Genomic DNA, 13,992 nt, shown 5'->3' with positions numbered 1-13,992 from the left:
AAGGAGTTCTTATGCCGATGAACCCGCCTATGCGAAATTGGAAAGGCCGTGTGGTTTGGGTGGTGGGCGCGTCCAGTGGCATTGGGCACGCTGTTGCCCACGACTTGGCGCAACAGGGAGCCAAAGTGGTGGTGTCGGCGCGCAATGCGCAGGCGCTGGACACTTTCGTTGAAAAGCATCCCGGGGCTTTGGCTGTTCCGTTGGATGTCACTGATGTTCGTACATTTGAGCAAGCCATGGCGCGTATTACCCAGGAATTGGGCGAGCTTGAGGTGGTGTTGTATTGCGCCGGCTATTTCAAGGCCATGCGGGCGCAGGACTATGATCTGGACACCATGCTGCGGCACGAGCAGGTTAATTATGTGGGCGCGTTGAATATGTTGCATGCCGTACTGCCGCCAATGCAGGCCCAGGGGGCGGGGCATATCAGTTTTGTATCCAGTGTGGCCGGCTTTACGGGCTTGCCCCAAAGTCTGGCTTACGGGCCCACCAAGGCGGCGTTAACGCATTTGGCCGAAGTGTTGTATCAGGATTTGAAACCGGCCGGCATTCACGTTTCGGTTGTCCACCCTGGGTTTGTTGAAACCCCGCTCACTGCGCAGAACCCGTTTCCCATGCCGGCAATGCAAACGCCTGAACAGGCTGCAACCGCCATTTTGAAGGGGTGGTCGCGCGGGTGTTTTGAAATTCACTTTCCACGTCGTTTCACATTGGTTCTGAAGTTTCTGCGTTTATTGCCTTACCGTTTGTATTTTGCGCTGGTCCGGCGGGGAACCGGGTTATGAGCGCACCGGGCATTCAACATGTTGCTGCGTTCTACGAGCGCCTTGCGCCTGAAAGTCTTGATCGATTGGATGAGGTGTACGCAGCCGACGCAGCGTTTACCGACCCATTTAACGATGTGATCGGTATTGACGCTATCCGGCGCATTTTTGAACATATGTTTGCCACAGTGCATTTGCCGGTGTTCAAAGTGGATGCGATTGCGTCAGAAGGGCGCAACGGCTTCTTAACCTGGACATTCTCGTTTCAAACCGGGAAAGCAGGCGCCCGTCGCGACTGGACGGTAAAGGGGGCTACGCATGTTCGGTTCAATGCTCAAGGAAAAGTGTGCATGCATTACGACTACTGGGATCCTGCCCAGGCCTTGTATGAAAAAACCCCGCTGGTGGGCGGGGTTTTTCGCTGGCTACGTCGAAGGTTATCTTCAGGCGCCTAGTAGTTTTGGGGTATGACTAAAGGGTTCGTTGTCTTGTTCGATTGTTTTGGTGGCAGCTTTATGGGCTTGTGCTTCCACGCGGAATGTGGCAACCAAATTGGCCAGCGATGCGGCCTGATCCTGCAGGCTGGCCGATGCCGCTGAGGCCTCCTGAACCAATGCCGCATTTTGTTGCGTGACCTGGTCCATTTGCGCAACGGCCTGGTTCACCTGGTCGATACCAATACTTTGTTCCTGGCTCGCGGCGGTAATTTCACCCATGATGTCGGTCACCCGTTTGATGCTGCTAACGGTTTCTTCCATTGTTGAGCCGGCTTCGGCGACCAGACGGTTGCCTTCCTCGGTGATGGAAACCGATTTGTCGATCAGATCTTTGATTTCCTTGGCCGCCTGGGCGCTGCGCTGTGCAAGCGAACGCACCTCCGAGGCCACAACCGCGAAACCTTTGCCCTGTTCCCCGGCGCGTGCCGCTTCGACAGCCGCGTTCAATGCCAGGATGTTGGTTTGGAAGGCGATACCGTCGATCACGCTGATGATATCCACCACTTGCTTGGACGATTCGTTAATCGCGCCCATGGTGTCAACAACTTTGGATACGACTTTGCCGCTATGGGTGGCCACATTCGCTGCCGATTCGGCCAGACCGTTGGCCTGGTTTGCGTTGTCGGCATTTTGTTTTACTGTAGTGGTAATTTCTTCCATGGTTGCGGCTGTTTCCGCCAGCGAGCTTGCCTGCTGCTCTGTGCGTGACGATAAATCGGTGTTGCCCGCCGCAATTTGGGTGGAAGCGGTTGCAATGGAATCGGCGCCGTCGCGAACCTCGAGAACCACGTCGAGCAGATTGGCGTTCATGCGCTGCAGGGCGGCCAGCAAGGTGGCGACTTCATTCTTGCCTTTTACCGAGATATTACCGGTTAGATCACGAGATGAGACTTTTTCGGCGAAGTTAACGGCATTTCGCAGCGGAAGCGTAATGGAGCGAGTGATGCCGACAGCCATCAGTACACCGATAAGCAACGCGGCGACCGTCAGACCGATCATGATGGTAAGCGCAAGCTCATTTTCTTGATTTAAGTCTTGCGCGCGCTCGTTAATGAGTCCTTGCTGGAATACGAGGAGATTTTGAATACTTTGCGTGTAGTTTGCCAGCAAACTTTCAAGTTGATTATCGAAAAAATCGCGTGAAACCGCAAAGTTTCCTTCCTTGCGAGCTTGAATGGCTGCTTCTCGTTTTCCGACATATTCGGAACGGCGCTCCTGAACTTCGTCGAATAAGCGTAGCGCTTCAGGATTCGTGATAGATTTTTTCAGTTCGGCTTGTAGTTTGGAAATCTCAGCGCTTGTTGCTTTCATTTGTTCCTGAAAGTACGCAATAGTGCCGGGGTCGGTTAACTTGGCATTGGCAATCGTGCGTGTGGCGTTCAACGCAGTCAGCATGTTCCATTTTGCTATTAGTCGTTCGTTATCGAGGCGAACTTCTGTAAGGTCTTGTGCCATGGCATCGGAACTTTGAACGCGCCAGATGCCGACACCGGCCAAAATGGCAATGAACAGCAGCATTACAACGAACCCGATAATCAAACGGGTACTGATTTTAAGATTGTGCATCATGAATAGGCTTACTCGGAAAAAGGGTGGTTACAATTGGCTTGACAGCTATGTGTAGCTATGGTTACGTCAACCTTTCAGGAAACTTAAGGCATTTTAGGGGCCGGGGGTGGCATTAAAAGGGCGGAAATGAAGGTAGGTATTGCTGGAATTGGGGCTTTTGGGCTGAAACATTTAGAAGCAATTAGTCATATCAGCGGGGTTGAGGTGGTTTGTATTACCGGTGGCCGTGATACCGCCCGACTGGAGGCGATTGCACGCCGGTTCAAGGTGCCTGCGGTCTTGCCGTCGCTGGAAGCTTGCCTGGCACTGCCCGAAATCGATGCGATGATTTTGTGCGGCCCCACCCAAGTGCACACCGCTCAGGCTTTGGCCTGTCTTCACGCCGGCAAGCATGTTCAAGTTGAAATTCCCATGGCCGATAACCTGGCCGATGCGCGCGCTTTGGCTGCCAAACAACAGGAAACCGGCCTGGTTGCGATGGCCGGGCACACGCGCCGTTACAACCCCAGCCACCAGTGGATACATCATCGTATTCAGCGGGGTGAGTTGGCGTTGCAGCAATTAGACGTGCAAACCTATTTTTTCCGGCGCTCCAATGTGAACGCGGAAGGGCAACCCCGAAGCTGGACAGACCACCTGTTATGGCACCATGCTTGCCACACGGTAGATCTGTTTCAATATCAAACCGGTGAGGTGGCGCAGGAAGTGCACGGCATGCATGGGCCTTTACATCCCGCACTTGGCATTGCCATGGACATGTCGGTGCAATTGAAAGTGGCATCAGGGGCGCTTTGCACGCTGTCGCTTTCGTTCAACAACCAGGGGCCGCAAGGCTCTTTCTTCCGCTATATTTGCGACAATGGTACTTACATCGCACGTTACGATGAATTGGTAGACGGCGAAGGTAAGGTCATTGATGTATCGGGGGTTGATGTTTCGTTGAATGGCATAGAGTTACAAGACCGTGAGTTTTTTGCGGCTATTCGGGAACACCGCGAGCCGCGTTCCAGTATTGCGCGTGTATTGCCTGCCTACGAGACTTTGGATCGTATTGAAAAGACCTTGAAATGACCAGCGATTCACTCACTCCGGAACAACGCGCCGAATTGTTGCGCGCCATTCTTAAAAGCCCTTCCTATCGGTTAGCCTATCACGACGCCGAATTTATGCGGGATGAAGATTTGCGTCCCGTCAGGTTGCAACTTGAGTTGCTTAAGCCCGAGTCGTATTTGCGTGAGAACCACATTGAGTCAACGATTGTGGTTTATGGCAGTGCGCGCGTATTGTCGCCGGTCGAAGCGAAGAAAAGATACGATCAGGCGTCGGAATTTCTGAATCATCACCCAGATGATCCGGACGCAACGCAGGCGTTGAAGCAGGCGCAGCGACAGGTTTACTACTCACGCTACTACGAAGAAGCCCGGCGGTTTTCCTATCTTATTTCACAACGTTTTCAGGCAGATAACCCTTGCCAGTTTGTGGTGGTCACAGGGGGTGGGCCCGGCATTATGGAGGCAGGTAACCGCGGCGCGTTTGATGCGGGAGCAAAAAGTATTGGGTTGAACATCACCTTACCGCACGAGCAGGTTCCCAATCCGTTCATTACGCCCACGCTGTGCTTTCATTTTCATTATTTCGCCTTGCGCAAAATGCACTTCATGTTGCGTGCGCGTGCTCTGGTGGCGTTTCCAGGCGGTTTTGGCACGCTGGATGAATTGTTCGAAGCGTTAACTTTGGTGCAAACCGAGAAAATGTCGCGTATGCCGATTATTCTGGTTGGCAGAGACTATTGGTCTCGATTGATTGATTTTGATTTTATGGTGGAAGAGGGCATGATTTCTCAGGCAGACCGGGAGTTGGTTACGGTGGTGGAAACGGCGGAAGAAATTTTGTCGCTTCTTGAGGTGTTTTATGCAAATTGTGCCGATCGGCCCTTTCCTGGGGAGCCGGTATGAGTGGATCTTCTGATCAAGCATCATGGGGCGAACTGCTTTCGGGACGCAATGGTCTGCGTTCGCTGGCGGTGGCTGGTGGTGTGGCATTGCATGCCATTAATGTATACATTGCGGTCACCATTTTGCCTTCCGTTGTGCGTGATATTGGCGGCCTGGAGTATTACGCGTGGAACATGACGCTGTTCGTTGCGGCCTCAATTATGAGCTCGGCCTTATCGGCCAAGGCGAATGACGTATTCGGCTTGAAAAAAGCCTTCCTGGTCGCTATTGCGATCTTTTCAGTGGGTACTGCCACCTGCGCGCTGGCGCCCAGCATGCTTTGGATGCTGGTTGGCCGTACGGTTCAGGGTGCAGGTGGTGGGTTGTTGTTGGGCCTGTGTTATTCGTCGATTCGAGTTGTGTTTGAGGAGCGCCTTTGGCCGCGTGCGGTGGGGCTGACATCAAGTATGTGGGGCGTTTCCACGCTTAGCGGGCCCGCAATTGGCGGTATTTTTGCTCAGTCGGGAAATTGGCGCTGGGCTTACGGGGCGATTTTGCCGGTGGCGTTTGGGTTGGCCTGGCTGGTGATTACGCAAATTAACGCTTCCACGACGGGCAGCACGAATGCGCCCAGCCAACGTATTCGAGTGCCCGTTGGCAAAATCGCGCTTGTGGTGTTGTCGGTACTGGTTGTTTCAATGGGGAGCTTGTCGACCCATGTGGGCTGGAATGCGTTGGGTGTTTTTGTGGGGTTGGGTATTGCGGTGTTGGTCGCGCGTAGCGATATGAACGCCGATATCCCGCTGTTGCCACAAGGTTCTTATTCTTTACGGCAGGCCATGGGTAGCATTTACGCCTGCGTGGCCCTGATCAGCGTATCCATTACCGTCGAAGTTTTCATTCCTTATTTTTTGCAGGTGGTTCATGGCTACGAGCCGCTGGCGGCCGGTTATTTAACGGCTCTGATGTCTATCGGCTGGACGATCGGGTCAATTTTTAGTTCGGGTCGCCGGCCGGCCACTGCGAAATGGTTATTGCGGGCGGGGCCTGCAACGATTGCCGTTTCGCTCGCAGCACTGGCGGTACTCATGCCCATGCTGCATTTAACGCAAACATATTGGCTTTGGGTGATGTTGGCGCCTTTGTTTGGTGTGGGCCTTGGCATTGGCATTTCCTGGCCTCATTTGCTCTCGCAGGTATTCAGAAGTGCGCCCGCGGGGCAGGAAAGTATCGCGTCCGGCTCGGTTATTACTGTCCAGTTGTTTGCGCTTGCAATGGGTTCAACCATTGCCGGCATGATTGTTAACGCGGCCGGCATTACTGACCCCGGAGGTGTTCAAGGAGCGCAATCGGCCGCGTATGCGCTATTGTTCGCCTTCGCGCTTGCACCCGGGGCGGCGTTTTTTATTATTGGGCGTGTGATTCAGGCCAAAGCCGAAACCGACGCAAGAGCGGCGGCACGTGCTATGGCCCAGGAAATAACGCCTTAAATTGGTTTACGCCTTAGGTAAGCGGAAGCGTTCCGGATCGGGTCCGTGGCGCGCATCGTCGTCGTGTAAGGTGGCAATGTCGTTCATGTCCTGCTCATCCAGCTCGAAGTCGAACACTTCAAAATTTTCTTCGATACGTTTTGGGGTGACCGATTTTGGAATAACCATGCAGTCCAGTTGCAAATGCCAACGCAGTATGACTTGCGCAACCGAACGTTTATGTTTTTGTGCAACTTTGGCCAGAATCGGGTTTTCCCACAACAGGCCGTGCCCAAGCGGGCTCCATGACTCGGTAACGATGTTGTTCTCTGCGTGAAACGCGCGTAGCTCAGGCTGCTGGAATCGCGGGTTCAATTCAATTTGATTCACGACGGGCAGTACGCCTGTTTCGTCGAGCAGCATTTGCAAGTGGTCAATATTAAAGTTTGAAACCCCAATGGAACGAACCCGGCCTTCTTCACGCAGTTGCATCAGTGCTTCCCAGCTCTTAACGTATAAGCCGATTTTAGGTGCGGGCCAGTGAATAAGGTAGAGGTCGATATAATCGAGGCCGAGTTTATTGATGCTTTCCTCGAATGCTTTCATGGTTTCATCGAAGCCATGCCGATCATTCCAGACTTTGGTGGTAATGAAAAGGTCTTTACGATCGACGCCGCATTCTTTTATGGCGCGCCCGACGCCCTCTTCATTGCCGTATATGGCGGCGGTGTCAATGAGACGATAGCCGGTTTTTACGGCGGTTTTGATGGCGTCAACGGCTTCATTGTTCTCTACTTGCCAAACGCCGAACCCAATACGTGGGGCTTTGTGGCCATCGTGAAACGTAACGCTATTTACAATATCGGTCATGCGATCTCCCTAAGGTGTTAAACAGGGTAAGCTTATGGTCATTATAAGGTTCTCGATTCCGGCATAAACCAGGAGCTGTCTGTGAGCGTACATTCCAAAACAAAACGTATCAGTATTCCCGACCTCATGGGTTACAAGGGCAAGAAAAAAATTGCTTCCCTAACAGCCTATATTGCGCCCATTGCGCGTTTGCTTGATGAAAGTCAGGACATGATTCTGATTGGCGATTCCACGGCGATGGTGGGTTACGCCATGCCCAATACGCTGGCCATTACAGTCGATCAGATGGCCGCTCATGCTGCGGCTGTTGTGCGCGCAACGCAACGTGCCTGCATTTTGGTCGATATGCCGTTTGGCTCTTATCAAGAGTCGCCGGAGCAGGCGTTTCGCAATGCGGCACATATTTTGGCGGTGAGTGGTGCAGCCGGTGTAAAAATGGAAGGGGGAAGCGCACTGGCGGCCACGACGCGGTTTTTGGTCGATCGTGGGGTACCCGTGTTGGCGCACGTAGGTTTAATGCCGCAGTATGTGAACACCATGGGCGGGTTTAAGGCCCAAGGGATGTCCGAAGAGGCGGCTGAGCGAATCTTTCAGGATGCGCTGGCGCATGAAAAAGCGGGGGCGTTTGGATTGGTGCTGGAAGGCGTGGCCGAAGAACTGGCACGTCGCATTACCGATGCGGTGGCAATTCCTACAATTGGTATCGGCGCATCGCCGGATTGCGATGGCCAGATTCTGGTTACCGAGGATATTCTGGGATTAAGCGGCGATCGCATTCCCAAGTTTGCCAAACCGTTTGGCGATGCGGCCGGTGTTATCCGCCATGCCGCCGCCCAATACGCCGCAGAGGTGCGCGAGGGCCAGTTCCCAACGCTCGATCATTGTTTTGGAGTCAAGAAAAAATCATGACGTTGTCGCCGGAGTGGATTGGTCTTCTCTTGTGGGGGCTGGGCCTGCTCATGGGGGGAGGCGCAGCGATGATATACGGCCGGCGCGGTTTGGCCGAAGCCCGCAATCGGAATGAGCTTGCGCGAACGCAGTACGAGGCGCGCATTAGCGACTACGAGTCGCGTATTCAGCAGCTTGATCGACAGCTTGCCGGTTATGAGGCCGAGTTGCGCAGTTTGCGTGAAAGGCTCGACGAGGCGCGAGATGCCGTGAATGATAAAAGCCTTGAGCTGGCCGGTGCACAAAGCCGTGTGAATGACCTGGACCGCCGGCTTACCCGCTTGCAGGCCGAACATGAAGAAAAACAGGCTGCCTTTGAAACGCTGAAGCAATCGTTCGAGCAATCAAAGGAACAGTTGAAAACCGAGTTTCAGAATCTGGCGAACAAAGTGCTTGAGGAGAAAGGACGCTTGTTCACTCAGTCCAGTACGTCGTCGCTCGACGCCATGTTGAAACCGTTTCGTGAACAAATTTCAGCCTTTCAGCAACGTATTAATCAAGTGCATGACGAATCGGTTAAAGGCAACGCTTCGCTGGGTACGGAAATTAAGCAAGTGTTGGAAGTGGGCTTACGCATGAGCGCCGAGGCCAACAATTTAACGCTGGCGCTGAAGGGGGATAAGAAAACCACAGGCACTTGGGGGGAGATTCAACTGGAGAAAACGCTGGAACTGGCGGGTTTGGTAAAGGGCGACCACTACGAGGCTCAGCCCAGGTTCAAAGACGGCGAAGGGCAGAGCCGGCAGCCCGACTTTGTGATTAAGCTGCCCGATGACAAGCATATGGTGATCGACAGCAAGGTATCGTTGGTTGACTACGACCGCGCCTTAAGTGCTGAAACCGAAGCGGAGCAGGGCGCGGCGTTGCAAGCCCACGTTAAGGCCGTCAAGCAGCACATCGATGACCTGTCGCGCAAGGATTATACGAACCTCATTGGCATGCGCAGCCCAAGTTTTGTACTCATGTTCATGCCTATTGAGTCGGCTTATATCGAAGCGTTGAAGAATAATCGCGATCTGTTCAACTATGGTTACCAGCGTAATGTGGTGATGGTGTCGCACACGACCCTCATGCCCATTTTGAAGACCGTGGCTAACCTGTGGATGGTGGCGCGAAGCAGCGCTCAGGCGCAAGAGTTAAGTGATCGCGCCGGTGAGATCTACAACCAGGTGGCGGTTGTTGCTGAAAACTTGAAGAAGTTGGGTGATACGCTGGGCACAGTCAGCAATCATTACAATCGTACCGTAACGGCTTTGGCCGGGCGTCAGGGCTTGTACGGCAAAGTAAACCGGTTTAACGAGCTTTCGGCCAAAGCCAATAAAACCTTGCCGCCCATTGAGCCGCATCATGGCGATTATCAGGTTGAGCGGTTAGCGCTATTGGCGGCTGAGCCTGACTCAACACCAGACCCGGAGAAATAAGCCTGGCGTCTTAGCCCTTTAAATGGGCGATACCTTAAGCTTGCGGTGTGTCGCCCGCCCATGCCCGACGAAGCAGGGCGCGCAAGCCTTCCGCCTCCAGAGGGCGTGGGTTCCAGTATGGATTTTTTAGCGCAATCTCGGTTGCCTTTTCGATATCGGTTTCTTTGAAACCCAGATCCTTCAAGGCTAAAGGTGCATTTATGGATTTAGCCAGTTCCCATAAACCTTGCCCCGCGTTCGCGTTGCCCAGCGCACGCCGCACTGCGTCCATGGCCTCAGCGGCGGCTGGTTCGTTGTAGGCCGCAGTATGAGGCAACATAATGGCGTGCGTTTCCGAGTGGGGTAAATCGAACGACCCGCCCAACACATGACACAACTTGTGGTGCAGTGCCATGCCGGCCGAACCCAGGCAAATACCGCATAGCCAGCCCCCGTACTGTGCTTTTGTGCGCGCGGATTTGTCGTTTGGGGCGGCAATAACCGCCGGTAGTGATTCAGCAAACGCGCGGATGCCTTCTTCGGCAACAAGCGAAATGATGGGGTTACGGTCTTGCGCATAAAGAGCCTCAACCGCGTGTGCCATCGCGTTCAGGCCACTGGTGGCGGTTAATGCCGGTGGCAAGGTGAGTGTTAAATTCACGTCGTAAATCACAGTGCCCGGCTGGATCACGGGTTTTTTTTGCGTGGTTTTGACGCCATTTTCAGTTTGTCCAAGAATGGGTGTCATTTCCGAGCCTGCATAGGTTGTCGGCACGGCAATTTGTGGCAACCCGGTACGCAGGGCAATGGCTTTTCCCAGTCCAATGGTCGAGCCTCCACCCAGTTCGACAACGCAATCGGCCCCGACCTTGTTTAAAAAGTTGATGGCGTCTTCCGTAACGGTAACCGGTGTGTGCATGGCTGCTTGTGAAAAAACGCCTGCGCTTAAGGTTCCTAGTGATGTGGCTATTTCGTGTGCCCAATCTGCCTGGTGAGGTGTTGAGAGGACAAGTGCTTTTTTGAGACCCGCTCGTTCAAGTTCCTCTCCGAGGCTGTCCAGTTTGCCCTCGCCGAAAATGACGCGGGCTGGAAGAGTTTCGTAGATGAAATGGGTCTGCATGTGACTTTGTCCTGTTTTGGCTTGTCGCTATTAAGATGTTGATGGAACTAAACGGCTTTCAGAGTGAAATCGTACCGCAAGTAGGCATAGGGTTGGTCCATCTTTTTACCATCTGGAGCGGTGCCGGGGTCGTGCATTTCAAAGTTTCGGATCAGGGAGTTTTTTACGCCGAATACGACATCGCTGTCGAGGTATTTGTCGCCATCGGCAAAAACATGGGTGACCAGCTTCTGGTGGTTCGGCGACTGAATCATAAAGTGCACGTGAGCGGGGCGGTAAGGGTGGCGCCCCTGGGCGCGCAGCATATTGCCCACAGGCCCGTCATCGGGAATAGGGTAGGCGGAAGGGCGTACGGTCCAGCAACTGAAGTTACCGTTTTCGTCGGCGTGAAACTGGCCTCGCAATGCAAGTGAATCGAGGTGTTGGACGTCGTAGAAACCGTCTCCGTCGGACTGCCAGATATTGATGTGGGCATTGGCAAGCGGGTTGCCGTCCTGGCTTCGCACATTGCCTTGAATCAGCATGGGCGTACCTTTAATGTTTTCGGTTATATCGGCGCCAAGCGGAAATTCGTTTGCATTCTCAACATAAAACGGGCCTAGCACGGTGGTTTCGGTCACGCCTTCCGGCAAACGGTGGTTGATGGCGTCAACCAACATGGACACCCCCAGGGTGTCGGACAGCAGAATAAATTCCTGTCGCTTGTCATCGCACATATGGCCGGTGTTTGTGAGGAACCCGATAGCGCTTTCCCATTCTTCCTGAGTCGGTTCTATTTCCCGCACAAAGGCGTGTAAATGACGAACCAAGGCTTCACTGATTTGCTTGACTCGGGGGTTGTCGCAATGCTTCAGGCGCGCAATGACTTCATCGGTCAAGGTGTTTTCATTAAGGTCACGCATGGGATAGAGTCTCCGAAAGGGTTATTCATATTGGTTTTATTGCGCAAGAATCCGGCTGAAAATCGCGTTTGCCGATTGAGTTTCGTTGCCCCGCCAGGCGACGATCTGGTCTGGGCGTATCAAGGCGAAATCGGCTTCGTATAAATCGCGGGCCTGCGGTGCCGTTACGACTGTTAAATCGAGGCCACGCTGCTGAGCCTGTTCTTCAAAGTCGCTAGTGTAAACATTGTCTGGGTTCATACAAAGCAGAGTCCATTCAAACCCGAATGTGTCGTACAGGGATTTGTCGGCCGATAGCCAGCAGTGCGGAGGCCGGCCGCCGGGGCATGCGGTGGCGGTGTATTCGTTGGCCGCATCGGGTGGTGGGGCGCTGCCGTCCGACACTATAGCTGGTGAGCCGTCGTAGCGACCGCCGAAAGTAATACCGGGAATATTGAATTCAGCACGTCCGTGCGCCTCAAAGTATTGGCCGGCCTGTTCACGCGCTTGTCGCCCCGCCGCGGAGTCTTCTTCAATTTCAGGCACCGGCGCATATAGCCCGAGTGAGTCGGCAAATGTTTTCGCATAAGCGGTATTGCGAACTGCCAGCGGCCGACGCTCAAGCTCGTAGGATTCCAATAAAGACGGTGCAGCCTGACCTTTCAACACGGCGGCCAGCTTCCATCCTATATTGACCGCATCTTCCACCGCTGTGTTGTAGCCCAACCCTCCTGTGGGAGTGAATAAATGAGCGGCATCCCCTCCTATAAAGACACGGCCTTTCTGCATATGATCGGCAACCAGAGAGTGGCCCGCAGTCCATGCGCCATGAGAGAGAATTTCTGCTTTAACTGGTGCGCCCACCCCCATCTGGAACATCCGTAAGGCATCTTCCTGAGTGATGTCTGCTTCATTCTCATGGGGTTTGAGTTGAGTGTGAAAGGCGAATTCGCCTTTACCGTCGACCGCCGCCATAAAGGCGCGCCTCTCGTTGTTGAAGCAGACGTTCATCCACGCAGGGGCGTGAGGAACGGTTTTGTAAAAGTCGGGGCTACGAACATAGATGGCATACATACGTCCACCCATGAAGTCACGGACAACACCGGTTTCGCCTGTGTATCGGTAACCCAGGGCTTCACGAACAGGGCTGCGAGGGCCATCGGCACCGATCAGATAAGCTGCGGTGATTTCCCGTCTTTCACCATCTTCAACCCGTTCAACCAGGACCCGAACATCCTTTCCGGTATCAGAGAATTCAACCATGCGCCAACCAAAGTTAACAGAGATACCAGACAGTTTCTCCGCTTGTTGACGCAAGACTTGCTCCACATACTTCTGGGAAATGCGATGGGGCAACTCGGCGGCACTCCATGACCCTGATAGTGAATGGATTTTCTTTTTTGCCTCTGCAGCAGAGGGAAGTTTGAAGCGTGCCAGCTCGTGCGTTGCATACCGGGTGAAATAGGCGATATCTGTTGGGAAATCACTGGGCAAACCCAAGTCGCGTATGTCATTGGCAAACCCCAGGCGGCGATAGTGTTCCATGGTGCGCGCCTGGGTTGCATTAGCCTGTGGATTGAAGGCGGTACTGGGTTTTTCATCGACCAGCACGGCTGAAACACCGCGTCGCCCCAACTCGTTGGCGAGCATCAGGCCGCAGGGTCCGCCGCCCACAATCATTACGGAAGTATTACTCGGTAGCATAACTATTCCAGGTCCAGGTTTGTCAAAAGCCAAAGATATGCTGCTTTTTAGAACAGCTATTAATCGTGGTATTCCTCTCAATAGTAAGATTACCTTACTATAATGTCAATAATATTGATTGAGCCGCCTCGTAATGGAAAATCGAAGGCAGTATTATGGGATGGTGAAGTCAGCCCGGCATGCTGCTGCCAGGTCATTAGTGCCTGTTTCGGTCGTAGCGCAGCAGGGCATTGCGCAGTGCTTCAAACATTTCCTCACCTAGCTCGGCGCACATTTCTTGTTCGGCACGGTTCAGTGCCGTGCCGAATGCGTCGAGCCATTTCATGCCGGCGGGTGTGAAAAAAATGATTTTTGCGCGACGATCGTTGGGGTCGGGCTGGCGTTCGATAATGCCGCTTTGTTCAAGCTGCGCAATCAGTTCGCCCATGGATTGTTTTGTAATACCTGCACGCCGGGCCAGTTCGGTTGCGCGTGTGCCTTCCGTGTCGAGGTTACGTGTAATGGTTATGTGGCTTAGAGAGAAGCCCCCATATCCGGCTTTTTCCATTTCCAGCAAAATACGACTCTCAAACCGTTTAATCGCATTATTAAGCAATCGGCCGATGTTATCGATACGCCAGCGCGGCGTGAAAGGTTCTCGGGTTAGGGCGTTCATGGTGGGCAGGCGGTAGCGTGGTGTTGTTACGTTATTATTACAATTTGTTTAATAATTTCTCAAGCTTCCTGATAAGTTTAGCCTCGCCACCTCGAATTAGAAAGGTAAACGTGTTATTAAATGTAACTTAAATTCGGTCGGAAGGCTTGCCATGCGTGTCAATGAGACTAAAATGCCAGCT

Annotated in this window: 13 protein-coding genes; 7 read left to right on the top strand and 6 right to left on the bottom strand. The window is 53.3% G+C overall.

Features of this window, described 5'->3' with window-relative positions:
• Positions 1 to 11 precede the first annotated feature (11 nt).
• Together CJO09_RS05630 and CJO09_RS05625 are read left to right on the top strand one after the other, a co-directional pair.
• The gene (locus CJO09_RS05630) at positions 12 to 785 is read left to right on the top strand and encodes an SDR family NAD(P)-dependent oxidoreductase (RefSeq protein ID WP_114419446.1); all 774 of its coding nucleotides are present in this window, start codon (positions 12 to 14) and stop codon (positions 783 to 785) included.
• Positions 782 to 1,219: a nuclear transport factor 2 family protein gene (locus tag CJO09_RS05625; protein ID WP_119441498.1), complete on the top strand. Its 438-nt coding sequence runs from the start codon at positions 782 to 784 to the stop codon at positions 1,217 to 1,219. Before CJO09_RS05630 ends, CJO09_RS05625 begins: the two co-directional genes overlap by 4 nt.
• On the opposite strand, the gene CJO09_RS15840 is transcribed toward CJO09_RS05625, so the two are convergent.
• Positions 1,208 to 2,827: a methyl-accepting chemotaxis protein gene (locus tag CJO09_RS15840; RefSeq protein ID WP_119441960.1), complete on the bottom strand. Its 1,620-nt coding sequence runs from the start codon at positions 2,825 to 2,827 to the stop codon at positions 1,208 to 1,210. The two genes, CJO09_RS05625 and CJO09_RS15840, sit on opposite strands and share 12 nt — an antisense overlap.
• A 129-nt stretch (positions 2,828 to 2,956) precedes the next feature.
• On the opposite strand from CJO09_RS15840, the gene CJO09_RS05615 reads away from it, so the two are divergent.
• The 3 genes from CJO09_RS05615 to CJO09_RS05605 are packed head-to-tail and all read left to right on the top strand — an operon-like array spanning position 2,957 to position 6,254.
• Positions 2,957 to 3,901, top strand: coding sequence for a Gfo/Idh/MocA family oxidoreductase (locus tag CJO09_RS05615; RefSeq protein WP_119441497.1), 945 nt, complete (start codon positions 2,957 to 2,959; stop codon positions 3,899 to 3,901).
• Positions 3,898 to 4,785 (top strand): LOG family protein, encoded by an 888-nt coding sequence (locus CJO09_RS05610; RefSeq protein ID WP_119441496.1) that lies wholly within the window; start codon positions 3,898 to 3,900, stop codon positions 4,783 to 4,785. Before CJO09_RS05615 ends, CJO09_RS05610 begins: the two co-directional genes overlap by 4 nt.
• Positions 4,782 to 6,254, top strand: coding sequence for an MFS transporter (locus CJO09_RS05605; RefSeq protein ID WP_119441495.1), 1,473 nt, complete (start codon positions 4,782 to 4,784; stop codon positions 6,252 to 6,254). The genes CJO09_RS05610 and CJO09_RS05605 overlap by 4 nt, the downstream gene beginning before the upstream one ends.
• A 6-nt stretch (positions 6,255 to 6,260) precedes the next feature.
• Here the strand turns inward: CJO09_RS05605 and CJO09_RS05600 are convergent, their stop codons facing one another.
• Positions 6,261 to 7,103 (bottom strand): aldo/keto reductase, encoded by an 843-nt coding sequence (locus tag CJO09_RS05600; protein ID WP_119441494.1) that lies wholly within the window; start codon positions 7,101 to 7,103, stop codon positions 6,261 to 6,263.
• Positions 7,104 to 7,184: 81 nt separating this feature from the next.
• Between CJO09_RS05600 and panB the strand changes: the two genes are divergently transcribed.
• Complete coding sequence (gene panB / locus CJO09_RS05595; RefSeq protein WP_119441493.1) at positions 7,185 to 8,012, top strand: 3-methyl-2-oxobutanoate hydroxymethyltransferase; 828 nt, start codon at positions 7,185 to 7,187, stop codon at positions 8,010 to 8,012.
• Positions 8,009 to 9,472: a DNA recombination protein RmuC gene (locus CJO09_RS05590; protein WP_119441492.1), complete on the top strand. Its 1,464-nt coding sequence runs from the start codon at positions 8,009 to 8,011 to the stop codon at positions 9,470 to 9,472. Before panB ends, CJO09_RS05590 begins: the two co-directional genes overlap by 4 nt.
• Before the next feature lie 34 nt (positions 9,473 to 9,506).
• On the opposite strand, the gene CJO09_RS05585 is transcribed toward CJO09_RS05590, so the two are convergent.
• The 4 genes from CJO09_RS05585 to CJO09_RS05570 form a co-directional block, all read right to left on the bottom strand.
• The gene (locus CJO09_RS05585; protein ID WP_119441491.1) at positions 9,507 to 10,571 is read right to left on the bottom strand and encodes a maleylacetate reductase; all 1,065 of its coding nucleotides are present in this window, start codon (positions 10,569 to 10,571) and stop codon (positions 9,507 to 9,509) included.
• Between the two features lie 47 nt (positions 10,572 to 10,618).
• The gene (locus tag CJO09_RS05580) at positions 10,619 to 11,473 is read right to left on the bottom strand and encodes an intradiol ring-cleavage dioxygenase (protein WP_119441490.1); all 855 of its coding nucleotides are present in this window, start codon (positions 11,471 to 11,473) and stop codon (positions 10,619 to 10,621) included.
• A 36-nt stretch (positions 11,474 to 11,509) separates the two neighbouring features.
• Positions 11,510 to 13,156: an FAD-dependent oxidoreductase gene (locus CJO09_RS05575; protein ID WP_119441489.1), complete on the bottom strand. Its 1,647-nt coding sequence runs from the start codon at positions 13,154 to 13,156 to the stop codon at positions 11,510 to 11,512.
• Between the two features lie 196 nt (positions 13,157 to 13,352).
• Positions 13,353 to 13,811, bottom strand: a complete 459-nt coding sequence (locus CJO09_RS05570; protein ID WP_119441488.1) for a MarR family winged helix-turn-helix transcriptional regulator — start codon at positions 13,809 to 13,811, stop codon at positions 13,353 to 13,355.
• Positions 13,812 to 13,992 lie beyond the last annotated feature (181 nt).

Origin of the sequence: Neopusillimonas maritima, assembly GCF_003576595.1 — a bacterium.
GTDB classification, from domain to species: domain Bacteria; phylum Pseudomonadota; class Gammaproteobacteria; order Burkholderiales; family Burkholderiaceae_B; genus Neopusillimonas; species Neopusillimonas maritima.
The sequence above is the reverse complement of the archived record's forward strand: the minus strand, read 5'-3'. Positions and strand labels throughout refer to the sequence as shown.